This window comes from Pseudoclavibacter helvolus (assembly GCF_014191305.1).
Classification (GTDB): Bacteria; Actinomycetota; Actinomycetes; order Actinomycetales; family Microbacteriaceae; genus Pseudoclavibacter; species Pseudoclavibacter helvolus.
This window is the reverse complement of record NZ_JACHWJ010000003.1, coordinates 14,261-34,030: the sequence shown is the minus strand read 5'-3', so window position 1 is coordinate 34,030 and position 19,770 is coordinate 14,261. Positions and strand designations below refer to the sequence as shown.

The window sequence follows — 19,770 nt, the reverse complement described above, 5'->3', positions numbered from 1 at the left end:
GAGCCAAGCGGCGCTGGAGTCCACATCGCGAGTTGGACCCGGCGCCGGCACCTGTCGAGGGCGTCACCGGCCAGGCGCACGACGTGGAAGGGATCCATCACCGTGACCGCGTCCGGGATCTCCTCCGCAGCGGCGGTCTTGAACCCGGTGAAGCCGTCCATCGCGACCACCTCGACCGCGTCACGGAAGGCGTCGTCGCGGTCGGCGAGCCAGGTCTTGAACGCCGCCTTCGACCGGCCCTCGACCATGTCCAGCAGCCTTGCTGGGCCGGCGCCATCGCGGACCGGGGTGAGGTCGATGATCACGGTGACGTACTTGTCGCCACGCCTGGTGTGGCGCCAGACGTGCTCATCGACGCCAATGACCTTCACGCCCTCGAACCGCGTGGGGTCGTTGATCAGCAGCCGCTTGCCTTCGGCCAGGACCGCGTTGTTGGCGGTGTCCCACGCGACCCCGAGTCCCTCGGCGACACGGGCGACGGTGAGGTGTGCGACCACGATCCCTTCCAGCGCCCACCGCCGCCCGGTGCGCGAGAGCTTCGCGCGTGGCTCCGCCGCGGCGCTGGTGTCTTGGCGACACACGTGTCCGCAGTCGGCACAGCGGTAGCGGCGCACTACAACTTCCAGCACGGTCGGTCGCCAGCCCAGCGGCTCGTGGGCCAACCGCCGGATCACGGTGTCACGAGCGGCGCCTTCGCTGCCGCACCGTCGGCACGACTGATCTGGTTCCACCACGCGGCACGCGAGGACCGCACGATCCGGTTCAAGTCGTTGCCCGATCACGCTCAGACCGAGGCCGTCGAGTCGAGCGAAGGCGGTCAGGTCAGGGCGGCCGAAGCCGGGCGGCGGGGTAGCGTCGGGCACGTCGAGGTCTTTCGGATGGATGGCGTAGGAACCTCCATCGTCGGGAGACCTCGACGTCTATCTGCGGACCGACGCTCCCGGCCGACCTACACCGTCATCTGAGAAGACCCCTGAACGTCTTCGCCGACGACGGGGCCGGCGAGGAGGAGGGCGCGGTGAGCTAAAGGAATGGAGCTTGCTCGGCTTCGATGCCGCCGCAAGCTCCGGTGAAACGGTCGGTACTGGTCGGTCGTCGTCGGTCACCACCGGATGGCGGCGTCCTCCACGCTCGGCGTTTGCGCAGGTCAGCGGCTCGTTCGCCCAGTGGGCGCATCAAGCGATAGACGCAAAGCCGACGTGATTAGGTCGTCGGTTCGATTCCGACAGGCGGCTCCGGCGAACGGCCCCTGACCTGCGGAAACGCAGGTCAGGGGCGGTTCGGTTCTGGTGGTCGCGCGATGCGCTGGCCTCACGGCTCTGCCCGACACCGACGTCGCTCTCCTCTACGACGGACCCCTCGCGGCCGGCATCCTGTCCGTGTGCCGATAGGCCTCGCACCGCTCGGCAACGCAGCATGGCGTTGCGTCGCGACCTGGCGACGGCTCGGCGGGGCGCGATCGTCGCGTGTGTTGGCGGACTACGGGAGCTTGGACGCGAGGACGTCGGCCGCCAGGATCTCGGGTGCTGCGCTGAGGAGGTGCTGGTTGGCCATCAGGGCTGCGACGATGGCGCCGTTGGCGTGGGCGTCGCGAGCGGCCTCGTCGGGGAATGCATCGAAGATCCAGAAGGTGTCGGCGTGGGTCCTGACCGCGAACCAGACAATCGTTCCTACTTCTTCGTTGGCGAGCGCGACAGCGCCGGCGAGCAGATCGGCGAGCGCGTCGTGCTGTCCATCGGCCGCGACGATCTTGGCGACGAAGGCATACGGAAGTGATGCGGGTGTGGACATAAGGGGGTTCTCCTTGACGTCGGGGTTCTTTGTGGGGCGAGTTCAGTGTATGACGAGCGAGGGCCGGTGGGGAGTGGCGTATACGGCAGTATTGCTATTGTTTACGTCATGCGTATCGGACTGATCGCGATCGACGGCTGCTTCGGTTCGGCTATCGCGTCGATCATCGACATCGTGCGGGTGGCCGACGGAGCCCGCGGCGATGTCGACCCGCGGATCGACCCGATCGAACTCGCCATCCTCGGACCGAAACGGCGAGTGACCACGACGGCATCGATGACCCTGTCGGTGGACCACCCGCTGTCGGAGTCCGGAGAGTTCGACGTGGTCGTCGTCCCTGCGCTTGGAACCCTTACGGCCGCCGCGACCCACGACGCCCTCCAGAGCCGAGATGCTCGTTCGGTCATCGCCTCGCTCGGGCGCCTCGACGAGGCGACCACCCGGATCGCCGCGGCGTGCACCGGCGTGTTCGCTGTCGCCGAGACCGGACGGATGCATCATCGGAGGGCGACGACCAGCTGGTTCCTGGGGCCGGAGTTCCTGAAGCGCTATCCGACCGTCGCCCTCGATCTCGACACCATGGTCGTGGTCGACGGGAACCTCGTCACCGCCGGCGCCGCCTTCGCCCACATCGACCTCGCGCTCTCACTCGTGCGATCGATCAGCCCCGACCTGGCCCAACATGTCGCCAAGCTCCTCATCATCGACGAGCGCCCGTCGCAGGCGGCTTTCGTCGCCTACGAACATCTCCGGCACGAGGACCCGATCGTCGTCGAGTTCGAACGCTTCGTGCGCGCCCGCCTGGACGAACCGTTCAACGTCGCCTTCGTCGCGCAGTCGCTCGGCACCAGCCGGCGCACCCTCGAACGACGAGTCCGTGCGGCGCTCAACCTCACTCCGCTCGGCTTCGTCCAACGGCTTCGCATCGAACGAGCTCGGCACCTCTCAGCAACCACGGACTTCACCTCCGCCGAGATCGCGCTACGGGTCGGCTACGCGAACGCCGAGACTCTGCGCTCCCTCCTGCGCAGGGAGCGACGCCGTTCCTGACCTATCGCCATGCCTGTAGCCGGTGTCCTAGCGCTCGACTGGAACCACCTCTCAGCACGTCGCGTCGACGCTCCTGCGTCGCCCCTGGACTACCCACTCGACACGCCCGCAGCACAGCCCATGTGACGTGTCCCGGCTTCCCGGCCGGTCGGGGTTGGGTGGCTGTGATGTCGCTGCGTTCTCATCGAGAGGGTCAGCAGACCCGATCAGGGTCGAATGGGATGAGCCGCGAAGGCGGTCAGGTCAGGGCGGCCGAAGCCGGCCGGCGGGGTAGCGTCGGTCACGTCGAGGTCTTTCGGATGGATGGCGCAGGAACCTCCATCGTCGGGAGACCTCGACGTCTATCTGCGGACCGACTCGCCCGGCCGACCTACACCTTCATCTGGGAAGAGCCGGTTTGGCTCGGACTTGGATCCTGCCCGATTTTGCGGGCAACACCCCGTGGAGGGCGCGAGCGAGTTCCCCGGTACCGGATCCGATCAGTCCATAGACGCCGACGATCTCGCCGCGGGCGACGCTGAGGGAGGCGGAACGCAGGGCACTGCCCGCAGCAAGCTCCAGAATCTCGAGGCCTGGTTCCGTTGAGACGGAGCGCGTTCCGGCATCGACGACCTCGAGTTCGCCACCGGTCATGAGCTCAGCAATGGCCCGAGTTGAGAGTTCAGACATTGGGGCGCTTGTGATCACTTGCCCATCGCGCATGACAGTGACTCGGTCAGCAATCTGGGCGAGTTCGTCCAGACGGTGCGAGATGTAGATGACCCCCACCCCTGTGTCGCGCATCCGTCTGACGACTCCGAAAAGCGTATCGATGTCATGGTCGGCAAGGATCGCGGACGGCTCATCGAGGATAAGAACGCGCACTTCGGCCGCGAAAGCCTTCGCAATGGAGATGAGTTGCTGCTCTCCGACGCTCAGGTCTCCAACCTGACGCGGGGCGAGGTTGGGATTGAGTCCGATCCGTTCCAGCAGCTCCACTGCACTGGCGAACTGATCGGCCCACCGGATTGGGCCGCCGCGTCCGCGCAGTTCTCTGCCGAGGAAGAGATTTTCGACCACCGTCAACTCAGCGAAAAGATGTGGCTCTTGGTAGACGGTGGAGATCCCCGCTGCAAGGGATGCACTCGGGCTTCCCGAAGGGAGTGGTTCCCCGGCGTCGGTGATCTTGCCGTTGTCGGCACGTTCAACACCGGAGAGCATCTTGATGAGAGTGGACTTACCCGCACCGTTCTCTCCCACGAGGGCATGAACTTCACCGGCGCGAACGTCGAAGTCGACATCGCGTAAGGCGCGGACCCCACCGTAGGTCTTGGCGAGCCCGGTCGCCTGAAGCAACGTGTCGAAGAGACCCTCGGAGGCTGAACTGCTTGTCATGAGTGCTTCCTTTGCGGTGGTGGCGACCCGAAGGCCGCCACTCCCAACTGATCAGTAGTCGTAGTCACCAGTCGTAGTCACCAACGTTTTCGGTGGTGAGAATAAGTGGATCCCCGAGAAGCAACTCGCCGGTAGAAGCGTCATAGGTGACCGCACCAAGCCGTCCGACTTCGTTCTCTGCCTGCAATTCACCCCCGCTGGCAAGGGTGTACCCGGCCCATCCGGCGAGATATCCGAGGTTCTCGACGTCCCAGAGCACGGAAGCACTCGAGGATCCCTCTTCCAGATAGGGCGCCATTGAGTTCGGTGTGCCGACTCCGGTTGTGAAGATCTTTCCGACGTTGCCGGTCTCTTCAACGGCGCGGGCCACACCGGGCGCGGTTGGCGTGCACATTCCGACCAGGCCAGTCAGATTGGGATGGGCGTTGATGAGGTCTTTCGCCATTGAGACGGCCTTGGCTTCATCCTCATCGGCGTACACGGTGTCGACGATGGTGGCATCCGGGTACTTCTCAGCGGTGTACTGCTTCAGTTCATCGATCCACGAGTTCAGGTTGGACGCTGTTTGGCCGCAGGAAACGATCGCGAACTCACCGGCCCCACCCATCGGAGCCAAGACCTGATCGGCAAGCGCTTGTCCGATTGCCTCCGACGCGGCCTGGTTGACAAACACGGAGCGGACAGAGTCCGGGGCGTCCGTATCAACGGTGCCGACTGCGATACCGCGGTCCTGGGCCTCCTTGAGTACTGGACCCATCGAGTCGGGATCGTTGGGAGCCACGATGATGGCGTCAGCTCCCTGTTGCATCAGTGAGCGAACAACCTCCGCCTGGGCAGAAGGATCGGCGGCGGTCGGACCAACGAAGTTCGAGATGAAACCGAACTCCGCCGCGGCATCGTCCGCACCGCGCTTGATTGCGTCGGAGAAGGGCACTCCCTGGATCTTGGGAACCACGGCGACAGTTAACTCACCGTCAGTTGTTGGTGAGCTCGCGGAGCCACCATTGGCAGCGCACCCGGTGAGGGCGAGAGCGGAGATGAGCGCGAGACTGCAGAGCGCCTTTGCACTGGAGCGAGTCATGGGTTTTCCTTTCGGGTTTGCGTCGTGGCGGAGTGCAGCGCGACGCGTGGGGCATGACGCCCCACGAGCTGGAAATCAGGGAGACGGGCGGTTATTCGAGGTTGGTGTGCCGCAAGCGAGCATCCTCGAGTGGCTGTCCGAGCGTGTCGCTGAGGCGCTTCACCACGACGTCGTAGAAGAACAGCTGGACCACTTCGAACACACTGCCCATCAGGAGTGCGCTGTCCGGAACCTCGAGATCCTCGGACATCGTCGGGCCGGGGAGAGCGACCACCACATCCGCAAGTGCAGCGCTGTCACCGTTTGGGTTCGCGGTCACCAGCAGGTTTCGAGCGCCTGCGGCCCGTGCGATGTCCTGCAGCGCTTGAATGGTGCCGAAGTGCCCTGGGCCGGCACTGGTGATCAACAGGTCACCTTCGAGGACGGGTGGGGCAGTCATATCACCGAGCACGTGAGCGTGGAATCCAAGATGCATCAGACGCATTGCGAGCGCTTTCATCATGAGCCCCTCACGGCCGACGCCATGCAAGACGATCGTCTTGGCCGCACGAACCTCAGCGAGGAACGCTTCGTACCTTTCCTCGGGGACTTCATCGAGCATGCGTCGGACCTCAGCCACTGCTGCAGCTGCAATGTCCCGGGATGGTGTCGTCGTCATCTTCGTTCGCCTTTCAGGCCTCGTTGCCGATGCAGGTGACCTGGCTCCAAACGGTGGTGCCGTCCGAATCCTTCACCTGCTCATATGAGCTAGTAGCGATGCTCACATGATGTACATGAGTCACACGGGTTCAGAAAATGCAATTACCGCGCCAAGTATTCTGAATACGATCAGATATCGGAGGTCCGATGAGCGCACCCTTAGGCGAGACGGTCGACCGCGCCCTTCTCGTCGCCGTCGCACGACGCTTCTACCTCGAAGATGCAAGCAAGGTGGAGATCGCCAAGGAGCTTGGCCTCAACCGCTTCAAGGTCGCTCGTCTTCTGGAGCTTGCCCGCGAGCTCGGTGTCGTCAAGATTGAGCTCGACGACGGAGGCACGGTCATCCAGGACCTGTCGACACGACTGGCCGAGCGCTTGCATCTGCGCCACGCGACCGTCGTCGAGTCACACGGCTCCCCGGACGCTGTTCGACAACAGATCGGACTAGCCGCCGCAGGTCACCTTCAGACCACCCTGAAAGACGGCGACACGCTCGGGGTGAGCTGGGGACGAACGATTCGCACCATGGCGAACTCTCTGCCGACGCTCCCCCGGATCGACGTCGTCCAATTGACTGGCACGGTCGGAACTGACCTCGCAGACTCTCCGGTTGAGATGGTTCGCATGGTCGCCCAGAACTCCGGTGAGTCAGCACACACGATCTTCACCCCAATGGTCGTCGGAGATGCTCGCACGGCAGCATCTCTCCGTGCCCAAAGCGACGTAGCGAACGTCTTGTCACGAATGGCCCGCCTGGATGCCGCCGTCCTTGCACTGGGCTCCTGGGTACCTCCCGAGTCGCAGCTAAGGGAAACCATCCCAGAAGACACCCGGAACCAACTCGAAGAGAGAGGAGTGGTCGCTGAAGTGGGAGCACTCCTCATCGCAGATGACGGGTCAGTCATCGCTCAGGATTTCACAGACCAGTGCATCGCGATCACCGAGGCTCAGCTGCGCAACGCCAACCGCATTGTCCTCGTCGGAGGCGGAGCAAGCAAAGCCCGGGCTGCATCGGCGGTTGCGAGATCGGGACTGGTCACGGAGATCGTCACAGACCGCGCACTCGCGGAGGCCATCCTGTCCTCATGACAGGACCGGTATCCAAGGACTGACCGTTGACGTGATCGTCGCCATCGGAGGCGCTCCGGGTGAACGGGGCGCCAGGCACTCCAACGATCAACTGCCCCTCAACAGTGACGCGTACCGCATCCGGATCGACTTACGCCTTCGCCCGCCACCCGAACCTGCGAGAATCCGCGCATGCGCAAATGGCTGCTGTTGGCCGCGGCGATCTCGTGCGAGGTCACCGCGTCCCTCTCCCTCAAGGGGGCACGGGATGCTCCCGCCCTGTACGTGGTCGTCGTCGCCGGGTACGTGGCGTCGTTCGCGTTCCTCGCACTCGTGCTTCGCGCGGGACTCCCCCTCGGTGTCGCCTACGGCATCTGGGGCGCACTCGGCGTCGCGCTGACTGCACTGCTCTCGGCGCTCCTCTTCGCCGAACCACTCACCGCGCTCATGGGACTCGGCATGGTGCTCATCATCGGCGGCGTGCTGCTCGTCGAACTCGGCTCGCAACGAGCGCATGACCGGGCCGTGCGAGCGCAGGAGCGGGCTCAGGCTTCCGGCGCCGGGGAGGTGTCCGCCTGATGCTCGGCTGGCTCTTCCTCGCGGGTGCCATCGTCTCGGAGGTCGGCGGCACCCTCTCGCTGCGGAAGACCGTCGACGGCAGTCGCCTCTGGTACCTCCCAGTGGTGGTCGGATACGTGACCGCGTTCACGCTGCTCTCGCTCACCCTCGCGCAGGGGGTGCCACTCGGCGTCGCCTACGGCATCTGGGCGGCGGTCGGCGTCGCCCTCACCGCTGTGCTCAGCCATTACCTGTTCAAGGAGCCGTTCACGTGGATGATGGCCGCCGGCATCGCCCTCATCGGCGCCGGGGTGCTGCTCGTGGAGCTCGGCGCCGCACACGGAGCCTGAGCTTGCCGACTACGCGGTCAGCCCGACCAGCTCGGCGCTCCGCTTCCACAGCCCCTCGATGAGGTCCTCGTCAAAGATCTGCGGGTTCACGTTCGTCGCGTGATGCCGCTCGTCGTAGTACTCCCCCGCCTGCCAGGTCACACCCGGCTGGCCCGCGATGAACCACTCGAGTGTCTCCCCGCCCTTGGCGGCGCTGATCGTGAAGAGCTTCGCGAGCGGCGTCCGGTACAGGAGCCGCATGAGGCTTGTGGAGTCGGAGGAGAAGTTCGTGCCGACCACCCCGGGGTGGAACGCGACGCTCGCGACCGGCCGCCCCGCGAAGCCGCGGTGGAGGCCCTTCGTGAAGAGGATGTTCGCGAGCTTCGCGTCGCCGTACGCCTTATTCGCGCTGAAGCGGGCGTCGTTGTTGAGATCGTCGAGGTCGATGCGCCCCATAAGCCTGGCCGCGATGCTGGCCGTGTTCACGACCGCACCGACGCTCACCTGCTCGAGGAGGAGGTTCGTGAGCAGAAACGGCGCGAGGTGGTTGACCTGCAGGGTCAGCTCGTTGCCGTCGACGGTTCGCGCCTTGTCGCCGAATATGCCGCCCGCGTTGTTCGCGAGCACGTCGATCGGGCCGATCTGCGCGACCAGCGACGCCGCGAGCTCACGCACCTCGTCGAGGCGCGAAAAGTCGGCCACATACGACTCGGCGTTGATCTCGCGGGCAACGGCGGACGTCTTGTCGGCGTTGCGGCCGACGACGACAACCCTCCAGCCCTTGGCAGCAAGCGAACGCGCTGCCGCAGCCCCGATCCCGTCCGAGCCGCCCGTGACGACAACCGTGCGCACCTCAGCCACGAGCGTTCTCCTCCAGCACTCGTTCGAGGCTCGCGATGATCGCCTCGAGCCCGAAGTCGAACGCGAGCTCCAGGCGGCGCGACGGCTCGAGCGACGTCGTCACCGCGTGCAGGGCGGGGTGCTGATCCGGGTCTGCCGCCCACGGAATCGGCGGGGAAGCCGCATCCACGACCCGCCCGAAGGTGAGCCCCTCGAGCACGGCGATCGCGACAAGCGCCTGCTCGTCGGTGAACCCCACCGACCGGAACGTGATCGCGATCGCCTCGTACACCTCGAGCGTCTGCTCGTCGCTGACGGGCTCCTGCACCATGATCGGCAGCGCGAGCGGATGCTTGGCGAGGGCACGCGTGTAGTCCTTCGACCACCTGCGCACCTGGTCCTGCCAGCTCATCGCGGCGAGCGCCGCGAGGTCCTCGTCGCTCGCATCCTCGAGCCCGATCGCGAGCGAGAGCTCGGCGCTGATGAGCGCGCGGATGCCGTTGACGATGCCCGCTCGCCCGTGCACGTGGTGGTACATCGACGAGGCGCTCACCCCGAGCTCCTTCGCGAGCACCGGAATCGAGAAGTCGCCCTTGCGGTCGATCTGGTCCAGCGCAGCCAGACAGATCTTCTCGGGTGACAGGATCGGTACCCGCGGACGCGCCATGATCAGACTCCCTTGTTCTCAGCGCACGGCAAACTGCGCGCGAGCATCAATCTCAAAAGACTATGACGCTTCTGGCCCGCTCGCCTCTCCGCATGGCCTCGAACGCCTCATTCACCTCGCTCAACTGGATGCGCTCGCTGATGAGCTTGTCGACGGGGAGACGGCCCGCGAGGTAGAGCGCGGCGAGCTTCGGGAAGTCGCGCCCGGGCACGGTCGAGCCGTAGTTGGTGCCGATGAGGCGCTTCCCGGTCTCCGCGAGCGCGAGGGCGTCGAACGACACCGGGGCATCGGCTGGCGGGAGCCCGACGATGACGGCGGTCCCTCCCGGCGCGATGAGGCCGGGCAGCGATTCGATGGTCTGCACGCGCCCGATGGCTTCGAACGCGTACTCGGCGCCGCCTCCCGTGATCTCGGCAACCTGGGCGGCGAGGTCTGGCCCTGGCACGATCGTGTGGGTCGCGCCCAGCTCACGCGCGGCGGCGAGCTTGTCCTCGTTGAGGTCGATCGCGATGATCGGGTTCGCACCGACGAGCTGCAGCCCCATGATGATGCTGAGGCCGACCCCGCCAGCCCCGACGACAACCGCCGACTCGCCGGCGCCGACCGCGGCGTCATTCACGACCGTCCCGACGCCTGTCGCGATCGAGCATCCGATGAGGCTCGCGACGTCGAATGGCAGCTCCTTGGGCACCTTGATGGCGGCCGACTCCGGCACCACCGCGTACTCGCTCATAGTGCCGGCGGTGAGGTACGGATACACGGGCTCTCCCTCCAGGGAGAGCGGGGTCGTGCCGTCCGGCAGCAGGCATTCTTCGCTGCGGCTTCCCGTGCACACGTACGCCCGGCCGCTGAGGCAGGCCGTGCACCGGCGGCACGGGTAGAACCAGCTGAGGATGACGTGGTCACCCGGCTCCACGTCGATGACGCCAGCACCGACGGCAACCACCTCGCCGGCCCCTTCGTGGCCCATGACGGTGGGCGAGGGCAGCTGCCAGTCACCGTCGAGCACGTGCCGGTCGGAGCCGCAGACGCCCGACGCGCGGAGCTTCACGAGCACGGTTCCCGGCCCCGGCTCAGCAACCTCGATCTCTCGGATCTCGAGTTCGCTGCTTCCCTCGAAATGAACTGCCGCTTGTGCGCGCATGCTCAGGCCCCTTTCCGGGTGGTCGTGGTGTGAGCAATGGAGTTGGATTTGGCCGCGAAGGCGCCGATGCCCCGGCGCCGGTAGAGCAGCTGAGCGAGCAGCAGGTACACGCCACCCGAGAGCACGGTGGCGGGTGCGGATGCGGTGAGCAGGAGGAAGAGCGGATGCGTCTCCAGGGTCACGGGGTTGTAGATCCACAGGTAGAAGGCCGCGCCGACGATGACCGAGACGATGCCGGCCCAGTTCACCCCGCCGGTGAAGTGATAGACGCTCTCGCCGCGGAGCTTGTAGAGGTCGGGCAGGCGCACCCACTGGCGCCGGAGCACGAAGTAGTCGGCGAGGATCGCCCCGCACATCGCAGCGAGGAAAGCGCCGGAGATCGTGACGAAGACCATGAACTGCTGGTACATGAAGTCGGGGAAGAAGGTCAGGATCGCGGGCAGCAGGAAGAACGCGCCACACAGCAGGGGCCAGGGCACGCGCCCGAGGAGGTTGCCGCTCGCCTGCCGAATGGCGAGCACCGTCGAGTAGACGATCGACGACATGCTCGTGATGTTGGCGAACGAGATGAACAGCAGCATGAACGCGCCGAGGATGGGACCACCGAGGGGCAGCATCCACACCGTCGGGTCGGAGTCGCCGAGGGTGAGCGCGGCGGCCATGCCGACGATCTGCGCGACGAGCGTGCCAACGATGAGGCCCGTGAACGCGGGCCACAGGGCGGCCTTGGGCGATCGCGTCATGCGCGCCATCGAGCCCATGACGGGGTACCAGGAGAATCCGACCGCCACGTTGAACTCGACGGCGAGCATGAAGTTGAGCTGCGACTCCTCGAAGGGCGCGAGCGGCTCGGCGGCGAACAACGCATCCCAGGACGTGTTGGCGACGAGGAAGAACAGCATGAAGACGGTCACAAGCACGAGGCCCGGCGCGACGAAGCGGTTGAGCTTGCCGATCGTGACGGGTCCGCGGGACAGGATGAGCCACGCGATGAGGATCGCGACGAGGCCCACGGCGGTCACGAGGAAGCTGCCAGAGCCGAAGTCGGTGCCAGCGGCCCCGTTGGCGACCTGCGTGACGGCCCGCCCCACCATGATCGCCAGCAGCGACGACCAGCCCATCTCGGTGACGAGGATGACCGTGAACACCAGCACTCCGACGCCGATGAGCCCGAACACCGGCCGCAGGATCGTGTACTGCTCGACGCCGAAGCGCGCGCTCGCGGCTGTCGCGGCGGGGACCATGATGCCGAGGCCGATCGCGTTGCCGATGACCATCGCGGCGATGCCGTCCTGGAATCCGACGAGCAGCGCCGTGGAGCCGCCGACGAGGAACGCCCACGTCGCGATGGCGAGGCTGAGGTTGACCCAGCTGTAGTCCCAGCCCGACCAGATGCGCTCCTTCTTGAGGAGCGGAAGCGAGCCGAAGGTCGCGGCCTGGTCGAGTTCGGCGGATGCGCCCTCGAGCTTCCGTTCCGCGCCGCCGCTCACAGGATCACCACGAGCGCGCCCACGGCCACGAGGGCGACGCAGGTGAGCGTGAAGAGTCCGATGTCACGGCCGCTCAAGGGGTCGTGCGCGACGTCGCCTGCTTCGGCGTTCGCGATAGTGTCGAGTCGTCTCGCGAGATCCGCGGTGATCTCCGGGTCGCGCATGTCCATGGGGTCCTGCCTTCGCTGTCGAAACCAGATCAACCGAATTTATTTCGGTTTCGGCTATCCTGAGGCTGTCCCCCCCGACCGTGTCAAGAGATACTTCTCAGAGGGCACCCGAACGGGCGCACCTCGAGTGACAACCCAACGATGTGAGGCTGGCAATGGCGCTGATTTCCGTACTGCAGGCACAGGGCGCCGTCGGCGCGGTCGACGACAACCTCAAGGTCCTGCGCTCGTTCGCGGAGCGGGCGGCCGGCGCGGGCACCGACATCCTCGTCACGCCTGAGCTCTTTGCCACCGGGTACGCCCCCGCAAAGGTCGCCGGCGACGATGGCTCTGCCATTCGCGAGCGGATCGCGCAGATCGCCGCCGACCTCGGGATCGCGATCGTCGCATCCACCGTCGAGCACACGATCGAGCGCTCAGCCGGCTTCGCCGCAAATGCCACCACCGAGCGCCGCTTCATCTCGGCGTCGCTCTTCGCGAGCGACGGCAACGAGCTCACCCGCTACCGCAAGTCTTACCTCTTCGGCGGGGAAGAGCAGGAGGTCTTCGACCTCGGGGATGCGCCAGCCGAGGTCGTCGAGATCGCCGGCCTGCGGGTCGCGCTCGCCATCTGCTACGACATCGAGTTTCCCGAGATCGCACGCCGTGCCGCGGTCGCCGGCGCCGAGGCGCTGCTCATCCCGACGGCCGTCCCATCGACGGGCGACGTCGCTGGCGGCCAGCCAGGCCACACCTACAACGCCGAGGTCATCTCGACCCACATGGTGCCGGTGCGCGCCCTCGAGAACGGCATGTACATCGCGTACGCCAACCACTCGGGCCCAGGATTCACGGGCCTCAGCACCATCGCGAGCCCCTACGGCAACACCCTCGCCATCGCGGGCCGCGACGACACCGAGCTGCTGAGTGCCGAGTTCTTCTCGTCGGAGGTCACGAAGTCCCGCGAGGTCAACACGTACCTGCAAGACCTGCGTCCGTAGCGTTCGGCTTGGAGCGCCCGCGCGCGGCCGCGCCCGCCCCGCTCGCGGCCAAGACCTGGGGCTTCCGCACCCAATGCGCCCGAACCGCCTGCACAACCCCAAGGTCTCCCGCGCGAACCACAGACCTGGGGCTCGTGCATCCCTCGCGCGAGAACTGCCTGCGAACACCCCAGGTCTACCAACGGAACGTGGGGATGCCGCCACTGCCGAGCATCGGTTCCGGCACGAGACTGCGCAGGGCGCGGCGTGAGCACCGGAGGACTGCTACGCCGTGGCCTCCGCCAGCGCCGTGCACTTCGGGCAGAGGCCGAAGATGTCGACGACGTGCCGCGCCTGCGTGTAGCCGTGCTTCGCGGCGACGCTCGCAGCCCACTGCTCGACGGGGTCGGCCGTGATCTCGACGGCCGCTCCGCAGTTGCGGCAGATCAGGTGGTGGTGATGCTCGCCCATCTCGCAGGCACGGTAAACGACCTCGCCCTCTGAGTTCTGCAGCGAGTCGGCCTCTTCGCTCTCGCTGAGCGCGCCGAGCGTGCGGTAGACGGTCGCGAGCCCGATGCGCTCCCCCGCGGCGGACAGCCGCTGGTGCAGCACCTGGGCGCTCACGAACTCCGACGATTCCGCTAGGGCACGGCGCACAGCCTCGCGCTGGCGGGTGTTCCGCTTGACGGGGGCCGCGGGTGCCTCGGCGCTGGCGCCGTTCTCACCGTTCGTCTCGTCACTCATATCAGCCGACCATACCGGGGGCGGATGGGCGGCGCGAGACGCCCTGCGCGAACCGCCCCGTGACCCCCTTGGCCAGCAGCGCGACGACGAAGATCGCGACGGCGGTGAGCGCCATCGACCCGCCAGCTGCGAACGACAGTGACCGGGAGACCTGCAGGCCGACCACGGCGGCCGTGACACCGAAGACGCAGGAGAGGGTGAGCATCCACCCGATTCGTTTCGTGAGCAGCCTCGCCGCTGCCGCCGGAGCGGCGATCATGGCGATGGCAAGGATGGACCCGATGGCTGGCATAGCGACGACAACCGTGAGGGTGATGAGGGCGAGGGCTACGAGGTCCCACGTGCCCTCGCGGAAGCCTGCGGCGCGGAAGCCGCGGGCGTCGAAGCTCGAGAACAGCAGCTCCTTGCCGAACAGCGCGTACACGGCGGCGACCAGCGCCAGCGCCGAGCCGAGCAGCCACACGTTGGTGGGGTTCATGGCGAGGATCGACCCAGTCAGGTACGAGTCGACACGCACCGACTGCCCGCGGTTGAGCGACGCGAACAGCATGCCCAGCGCGTAGCCGAAGCTCAGAACGATGCCCGCCGCGACCTGCCTGCCCTGCCTCGGCACGCGCGAAAGGGCCGCCATCAGGGCCACGAGCAGGAGGCTGAAGATGGATGCGCCGACCACGATGTTGAGTCCGACGACGGCCGCGAAGACACCGCCAGGGAACGTCGCGTGCGTGAGGGCGACCGTGTAGAAGGCACGCTGGCGCAGCAGCACAAGCACGCCGACGAGGCCGCTGAGGAGGCCGACAAGAGCACCCGTGAGGAGGGCGAGGGAGAAGTAGTCCACGGCTAGGAGACCACCTCGACATTGGATGCGGCGACGGCGCGAGCCGCAGCAGCACGCCGCTTGCCGGAGGAGCCGAACGCTGCGAGCCTCGTGGCCACGACAACCAGCAGATACAGCCCCACGAGCACCAGCACCAGCACGGCGCTCGGGGATGCCTGGATGCCCGCATCCAGTGAGAGCCAAAGCCCTGTCCACAGGCCGAGGAGTCCGCAGCCGACCGAGACGAAAAGCGAGACGATGACGATCGCCCACACCCGGCGGACCAGGAGGCGCGCGACGGCGACAGGAACGATGAGCAGCGCGAGCACCAGCAGGTTACCGACAGCCCTCGCGGCAGCGACGACCACCAGCGCGATGGCGATGTTGAGGACCAGCTCGTAGGCGAGCACCCGCATGCCTGAGGCCTGCGCCTGCTTGCGGTCGAAGGAGACGAGCAGCTGCTCTTTCCAGGTGGCGAGCACGAGCAGCACCGCGGCGCCGCCGAGCACGCAGATGGCGATGATGTCGGTGCTCGACACGGTGAGGAGCTGCCCGAACAGCAGGTGCTCGAGGCCGGATGCGTAGTCGACGCTGCGCGACACGATGACGATGCCAAGGGAGAAGGCGCCGGCCAAGACGACCGCGATCGTCGCATCCGAGCCGATGCCGCGCGCCGACGCGATGGTCAGCGCGACCGTCGCGACAAGCGCCGCGATACCTGCTCCCACGTAGACGCCGTCGGTGCCAGCGGCGATGAAGCCGATCACCACACCAGGGAAGACGGAGTGCACAAGCCCGTCGCTGAGGAACTCGAGGCCACGCAGCGCGAGGGCCGTGCCGATGATCGCGCTCGCGACGGCGAGCACGATGATGGTGATGGCCGCGCTCTGCACAAACGGCAGCTGCAGCAGGACGGAGAGGTCGGTCACACCCGCGCCCGCTCGTGCTCTTCAGCGTCGTCGCCGCCAGGCGCGCAGAGCGTGCCATGGGCGCCGCCGTGTGCCTCGGTATCGGCGGACGTGCCAGAGAAGGCGGCCGCAAGCGCCGCATCCGTCAACGCCTCCGAGATGGGTCCACCCGCGATCTGCCGCCCGTTGAGCAGCAGCACGTGCGAGCACACCTCGTGGGCGAGTTCGAGATCGTGCGTGGAGACGACGATGCCGACCCCCGTCTCGCGGAGGCGGCGCAGGGTCGCGATGAGCGCATCCCGATTCGTGCGGTCGAGGCCGTTGAACGGCTCGTCGAGGAGGATGAGCTTGGGCTCGGTCGCGAGCGCGCGCGCGAGCAGGCCGCGCTGCCGCTGCCCGCCGGAGAGCTCGCCGAAGGTCGTGTTCGCCAGTTCGGTCAGGCCGACCGTCTCGATCGCGCGGCGCACAACCTCGCGGTCGGCGGCGCTCGGCCAGCGGAACAGGCCCATGCGCCGGTAGCGGCCCATCATCACGACCTGGCGCAGCGAGACCGGGAAGTCGGGGTCGATGTGCGTCGACTGCGGCAGGTAGCCGACGTCGGACGCTCGCGCCCCCGGCGTTGCACCGAGCACCTCGGCCGTGCCGCTCGTGGGCAGCAGGCCGAGCAGCGACTGCAGGAGCGTCGACTTGCCGGCCCCGTTGGGTCCGAGCAGCGCGATCGCGTCGCCCTCCCCCACCTCGAACGACACACCGGTCAGCGCGGGCGCCTCCCTGCCGTAGGCAATGGAGGCGTCGCGGTACGAGACGAGGGGGCCTGGATGCGTCACTGCTGTGCAAGCACCTCAGGTACGTCGGTCGCCGTAGCGCCCCAGGAATCGATGATCATCTGAGTATTGTGCACCGTCGCACCGACATACGTGCCGGTTGGGGTGCCCGGCTCGCCGAGCGCATCCGTCGCCAGTGCCTCGTCGCCCGAGAAGACCTTCGCGCCCGTCTGCGCGGCGATGGTCTCGGCGTTCTGCGGCGAGAGCTGCGTCTCCGTGAAGATCGCCTTTACGTTGTGCTCCTTGATCTCGGCGATGAGGGCGTCGATCTCGGCGGCGCTCGGCTCGGCGCTGTCGTCGAAGCTTGGCATGATCGAGCCGACAAACGTGATGCCGTACTGCTTCAGGTAGTAGTGGAGCGCGTCGTGGTTGGTGACAACAACCCGCTCTGCCTCTGGCACGGCGTCGACGTTCGCGGCGATCCACGTGTCGAGCTCGGTCAGCTCGGCGTCATACGCGTCGGCGTTCGCCTGCACCGCGGCGGCGTCGATGCCGGGCAGTTCCTCGAGGTGCGTCGCGATCTCGACAGCCATGAGCTTGGCGTTGGCGGGCGAGGTCCACGTGTGCGGGTTGCCTTCGCCGTGGACCTCTTCTTCGTGCGCCTCCTCTTCGTGGCTGTGCTCTTCGCCCTCGGCGTGCGTGTGCTCTTCCTCGGTATGCGCTTCCTCGCCGTGGTCGTGCTCGTGGCTGCCCGAGAGGGTGACGTTGGCGGATGCATCCACCACCTCGCCCGCGTATCCGCTCGACGAGACGGCGGCATCGAGCCACTCCTCGAGGCCGGCACCGCTCGAGACGACGAGGTCGGCCGAGCCGAGCGCGACGAGGTCGGCGGGGGTCGGCTCGAAGCTGTGGGCGCTCGTGCCCGGCTGGAGCAGCTGCGTGACCTCGACGTTGAGCCCGCCGGTGAGCTCGCGCGTGAAGTCGGCGACCTGCGTGGTTGTCGCAACGACGGCGAATGCCTCGCCCTCAGCCGTGGGGGCAGCGGATGCGTCGGTGCCGGCGGCCGGACCAGAGCAGGCCGCGAGGGCAAGCGTCGAGAGTCCGGCGAGGGCGATGAGGGCGAGGGCGCGAAGGTTCACTCGAGGAGTGTAATTCGTACTGAGAATCAATGTCAATTGCATGTACCCCGCCTCAGCCCCGCGGACCGCACCAACGGCCAAAGTTGTGGCGAAGCGCGCTTCAAAGAAAGCTGAACCGCATCCCGCCACAACTCTGGCCAGCGATTCCGCACTGCGCGGCTACGGCGTCGCCTGGCTCGCGGCCTCGGTGAGCGCCTCACGGAAGGCGCGGATCGCGGGATGCTCTGCCCGCCCGTCACGCACGGCTGTGAACAGCACGCGGTGGGGATCGCCCGGCAGCGCGACCAGGCGCATCCCGGCGAGGTGCTGCGCGGCGATGATCTCCGACATGAACGACACCGCGTGCCCCGTGCGCACGAGGTGCGCATGCAGCAGCGGGTCGGTGGTCTCGAACCGGACGATCGCCTCGAACCCGGCTGCGCGGCACGTCGCCCGCTCCCATCGCCCGGTTGTGCTGCTCTCCGGGTCGACGGCCCAGGATGCACCAGAGAGTGCGCCGATGTCGCTCTCGAGTTCCGCGAACGGCCCCGTCGTCGGCATGGCGAGGCGAAGCGCGTCCGTCGTGAAGTCCTCGCGGTGAACGCCGGCGCGGTGCGGCTCCGGAACCCCGGGGTACTCCTCGCCGAGGATCAGATCGAAGTCATGGGCGAGTAGCCCCTCGTAGGCGCTCGTCACCTCGCGCTGCGTGATCTCTACCTGCAGCTCCGGGTGCCGCTCGGCGAGCAGCGTCAGCGCGATGGGGCCAATCGAGAGCAGCACGCTCTGGAACGAGGCGACCCGCAGCGTGCCACGCACCTCGGTCTGTGCGGCAGCGAGCTCAGCCTCCGCCTGCTCGAGCCTGGCAAGCACGGCCTCCGTGTGCTCGACAAGCGCAATCGCATCCGCCGTGAGCAGCACCCGCCGCCCCGAGCGCTCGAGCAACTGCACGCCCACCTCGCGCTCGAGCACCGCAAGCTGCTGTGAGATTGCCGACGGGGTGTACGAGAGCGAGCGGGCGACCTCGGTGAGCGTGCCGAGACGATGCAGCTCGCGCAACATGCGCAGGCGCGAGAGGTTGAGCATTCCGATTCTCCTTTATTAGTTGAGCTACACAATATCTGTGAGAGACGTTCACTAGACTAAAGAACCGTGGCGGCTCGAAAGTTGAGCCATGACCAACCCAGCCACGCCGCCCACCGCGATGGCCGAGACCCCACTCGGATCGCGTGCGAGCACCCGCTCCCACGGCACGCTGCCCGCCGTCGCAATGATCCTCGCGTCGTGCGTATCCCTGCAGTTCGGTGCCGCGCTTGCCATGCAGCTGTTCCCCGAGCTCGGAAGCTGGGGCGTCACCACGCTGCGGCTGCTGCTGGCGGCCGGGGTGCTGCTGCTCGTGGCCCGCCCGCGCATCCTGGGCTGGTCGCGACGGCAGTGGATGCACGTGCTGCTGTTCGGGGTCGCGATCGCGGGCATGAACGGCTTCTTCTTCGCGTCGATCGCGCTCATCCCGCTGGGGCCGGCCGTGGCGATCGAGTTCATCGGGCCGCTCGCGCTCGCCGCGGTTCTCTCGCGCAAGCCACGCCACCTCGTCTGGGTGGGGCTCGCACTTGTTGGCATGGCGCTGCTCGGCATCGAGAGCTTCGACTCCGGCGAGCCTCTCAACCCGCTCGGCGTGCTCTTCACCCTCATCGCGGGGGCCTTCTGGGCCGGCTACATCCTGATGGGCGCGCGGGTCGGCGCCTCGGTTCCCGGGACGGGTGGGCTCGCCGTCGCGTTTCTCGTCGCGGGCATGCTGACACTGCCGCTCGGGTTCGGCGGCGTGGCGGCAGCGATCGCAACACCGTGGCTCTTGCTGCTGGCGTTTGGCACCGCGATGCTGTCATCGGTGGTGCCGTACTCGCTCGAGTTCGCGGCGCTGAGGCGGGTGCCGAAGCACGTCTTCGGCGTGCTGCTGAGCCTCGAGCCCGTCATGGCGGCGCTGTCCGGCTGGCTGCTCCTCGGCCAAGAGGTGGGCCTGCTCGCCATCGCCGCGATCTTCCTGGTCGTCGCCGCGAGCGCCGGGTCGACGCTGAGCTCCGTGAAGGAGCAGCGCGCAGACAAGGCCGACGCGGTGGCATCACTGACCGCCGGCACGCCGACGCAGCCGATCCCGGTCGTCGGCCCGCCGCGCTAGAAGCAGCGGCGGGCCGACGATCCGCC

21 protein-coding genes and 2 pseudogenes are annotated in these 19,770 nt (G+C 67.1%); 6 read left to right on the top strand and 17 right to left on the bottom strand.

Features of this window, described 5'->3' with window-relative positions:
* Window positions 1–32: 32 nt before the first annotated feature.
* Both FHX72_RS09770 and FHX72_RS09765 read right to left on the bottom strand, forming a co-directional pair.
* Window positions 33–863: pseudogene (locus tag FHX72_RS09770) on the bottom strand (ISL3-like element ISPfr2 family transposase); the annotation flags it as partial.
* Window positions 864–1,479: 616 nt separating this feature from the next.
* Window positions 1,480–1,791 (bottom strand): putative quinol monooxygenase, encoded by a 312-nt coding sequence (locus FHX72_RS09765; protein WP_027020518.1) that lies wholly within the window; start codon window positions 1,789–1,791, stop codon window positions 1,480–1,482.
* A gap of 108 nt (window positions 1,792–1,899) precedes the next feature.
* Between FHX72_RS09765 and FHX72_RS09760 the strand changes: the two genes are divergently transcribed.
* Window positions 1,900–2,841: a GlxA family transcriptional regulator gene (locus FHX72_RS09760; protein WP_183623093.1), complete on the top strand. Its 942-nt coding sequence runs from the start codon at window positions 1,900–1,902 to the stop codon at window positions 2,839–2,841.
* A 378-nt stretch (window positions 2,842–3,219) separates the two neighbouring features.
* Here the strand turns inward: FHX72_RS09760 and FHX72_RS18960 are convergent, their stop codons facing one another.
* The 4 genes and pseudogenes from FHX72_RS18960 to FHX72_RS09745 all read right to left on the bottom strand — a co-directional run bounded on the left by FHX72_RS18960 (window position 3,220) and on the right by FHX72_RS09745 (window position 5,954).
* On the bottom strand, window positions 3,220–3,510 hold the full coding sequence (locus FHX72_RS18960; RefSeq protein WP_244964183.1) for an ATP-binding cassette domain-containing protein: 291 nt from the start codon (window positions 3,508–3,510) through the stop codon (window positions 3,220–3,222).
* Between the two features lie 225 nt (window positions 3,511–3,735).
* A pseudogene (locus FHX72_RS19925) lies at window positions 3,736–4,215 on the bottom strand (ATP-binding cassette domain-containing protein); the annotation flags it as partial.
* A 64-nt stretch (window positions 4,216–4,279) separates the two neighbouring features.
* The gene (locus tag FHX72_RS09750) at window positions 4,280–5,296 is read right to left on the bottom strand and encodes an autoinducer 2 ABC transporter substrate-binding protein (RefSeq protein WP_183624717.1); all 1,017 of its coding nucleotides are present in this window, start codon (window positions 5,294–5,296) and stop codon (window positions 4,280–4,282) included.
* A 91-nt stretch (window positions 5,297–5,387) separates the two neighbouring features.
* A complete protein-coding gene (locus FHX72_RS09745) occupies window positions 5,388–5,954 on the bottom strand; it encodes an SIS domain-containing protein (RefSeq protein ID WP_183624715.1) in 567 nt (188 codons plus the stop codon).
* 188 nt (window positions 5,955–6,142) lie between these two features.
* On the opposite strand from FHX72_RS09745, the gene FHX72_RS09740 reads away from it, so the two are divergent.
* The 3 genes from FHX72_RS09740 (at window position 6,143) to FHX72_RS09730 (ending at window position 7,971) form a co-directional block, all read left to right on the top strand.
* Window positions 6,143–7,084: a sugar-binding transcriptional regulator gene (locus FHX72_RS09740; protein WP_183624713.1), complete on the top strand. Its 942-nt coding sequence runs from the start codon at window positions 6,143–6,145 to the stop codon at window positions 7,082–7,084.
* Between the two features lie 171 nt (window positions 7,085–7,255).
* Window positions 7,256–7,642, top strand: a complete 387-nt coding sequence (locus FHX72_RS09735; RefSeq protein ID WP_183624711.1) for a DMT family transporter — start codon at window positions 7,256–7,258, stop codon at window positions 7,640–7,642.
* Window positions 7,642–7,971, top strand: coding sequence for a DMT family transporter (locus FHX72_RS09730; protein WP_183624709.1), 330 nt, complete (start codon window positions 7,642–7,644; stop codon window positions 7,969–7,971). The genes FHX72_RS09735 and FHX72_RS09730 overlap by 1 nt, the downstream gene beginning before the upstream one ends.
* 9 nt (window positions 7,972–7,980) lie before the next feature.
* On the opposite strand, the gene FHX72_RS09725 is transcribed toward FHX72_RS09730, so the two are convergent.
* From FHX72_RS09725 to FHX72_RS09705, 5 genes are read right to left on the bottom strand one after another with little or no spacing between them, the layout of a single operon-like run.
* A complete protein-coding gene (locus FHX72_RS09725) occupies window positions 7,981–8,811 on the bottom strand; it encodes an SDR family NAD(P)-dependent oxidoreductase (RefSeq protein ID WP_338110104.1) in 831 nt (276 codons plus the stop codon).
* A complete protein-coding gene (locus FHX72_RS09720) occupies window positions 8,804–9,457 on the bottom strand; it encodes a TetR/AcrR family transcriptional regulator C-terminal domain-containing protein (RefSeq protein ID WP_068482093.1) in 654 nt (217 codons plus the stop codon). Before FHX72_RS09720 ends, FHX72_RS09725 begins: the two co-directional genes overlap by 8 nt.
* Before the next feature lie 52 nt (window positions 9,458–9,509).
* A complete protein-coding gene (locus FHX72_RS09715; RefSeq protein WP_183624707.1) occupies window positions 9,510–10,601 on the bottom strand; it encodes an alcohol dehydrogenase catalytic domain-containing protein in 1,092 nt (363 codons plus the stop codon).
* Window positions 10,602–10,603: 2 nt separating this feature from the next.
* Window positions 10,604–12,091, bottom strand: a complete 1,488-nt coding sequence (locus FHX72_RS09710) for a cytosine permease (RefSeq protein WP_183624705.1) — start codon at window positions 12,089–12,091, stop codon at window positions 10,604–10,606.
* Window positions 12,088–12,261, bottom strand: a complete 174-nt coding sequence (locus FHX72_RS09705) for a hypothetical protein (RefSeq protein ID WP_181064320.1) — start codon at window positions 12,259–12,261, stop codon at window positions 12,088–12,090. The genes FHX72_RS09710 and FHX72_RS09705 overlap by 4 nt, the downstream gene beginning before the upstream one ends.
* A 155-nt stretch (window positions 12,262–12,416) precedes the next feature.
* Between FHX72_RS09705 and FHX72_RS09700 the strand changes: the two genes are divergently transcribed.
* Window positions 12,417–13,241 (top strand): nitrilase-related carbon-nitrogen hydrolase, encoded by an 825-nt coding sequence (locus tag FHX72_RS09700; RefSeq protein ID WP_183624703.1) that lies wholly within the window; start codon window positions 12,417–12,419, stop codon window positions 13,239–13,241.
* A gap of 264 nt (window positions 13,242–13,505) precedes the next feature.
* Here FHX72_RS09700 and FHX72_RS09695 read toward each other — a convergent pair whose 3' ends face one another.
* The 6 genes from FHX72_RS09695 to FHX72_RS09670 all read right to left on the bottom strand — a co-directional run bounded on the left by FHX72_RS09695 (window position 13,506) and on the right by FHX72_RS09670 (window position 18,654).
* Complete coding sequence (locus FHX72_RS09695; RefSeq protein WP_068482105.1) at window positions 13,506–13,964, bottom strand: Fur family transcriptional regulator; 459 nt, start codon at window positions 13,962–13,964, stop codon at window positions 13,506–13,508.
* Between the two features lies 1 nt (window position 13,965).
* Window positions 13,966–14,802 (bottom strand): iron chelate uptake ABC transporter family permease subunit, encoded by an 837-nt coding sequence (locus FHX72_RS09690; protein ID WP_221186890.1) that lies wholly within the window; start codon window positions 14,800–14,802, stop codon window positions 13,966–13,968.
* Between the two features lie 2 nt (window positions 14,803–14,804).
* Entirely contained in the window at window positions 14,805–15,710 is a 906-nt protein-coding gene (locus tag FHX72_RS09685) for a metal ABC transporter permease (protein WP_183624701.1), read from the bottom strand.
* A complete protein-coding gene (locus tag FHX72_RS09680) occupies window positions 15,707–16,516 on the bottom strand; it encodes an ATP-binding cassette domain-containing protein (RefSeq protein WP_183624699.1) in 810 nt (269 codons plus the stop codon). The genes FHX72_RS09685 and FHX72_RS09680 overlap by 4 nt, the downstream gene beginning before the upstream one ends.
* The gene (locus FHX72_RS09675; RefSeq protein ID WP_183624697.1) at window positions 16,513–17,592 is read right to left on the bottom strand and encodes a metal ABC transporter solute-binding protein, Zn/Mn family; all 1,080 of its coding nucleotides are present in this window, start codon (window positions 17,590–17,592) and stop codon (window positions 16,513–16,515) included. Before FHX72_RS09675 ends, FHX72_RS09680 begins: the two co-directional genes overlap by 4 nt.
* 159 nt (window positions 17,593–17,751) lie before the next feature.
* The gene (locus FHX72_RS09670; RefSeq protein ID WP_068482115.1) at window positions 17,752–18,654 is read right to left on the bottom strand and encodes a LysR family transcriptional regulator; all 903 of its coding nucleotides are present in this window, start codon (window positions 18,652–18,654) and stop codon (window positions 17,752–17,754) included.
* A gap of 88 nt (window positions 18,655–18,742) precedes the next feature.
* Between FHX72_RS09670 and FHX72_RS09665 the strand changes: the two genes are divergently transcribed.
* On the top strand, window positions 18,743–19,744 hold the full coding sequence (locus FHX72_RS09665; RefSeq protein WP_244964179.1) for an EamA family transporter: 1,002 nt from the start codon (window positions 18,743–18,745) through the stop codon (window positions 19,742–19,744).
* The last annotated feature ends 26 nt before the right edge of the window (window positions 19,745–19,770 follow it).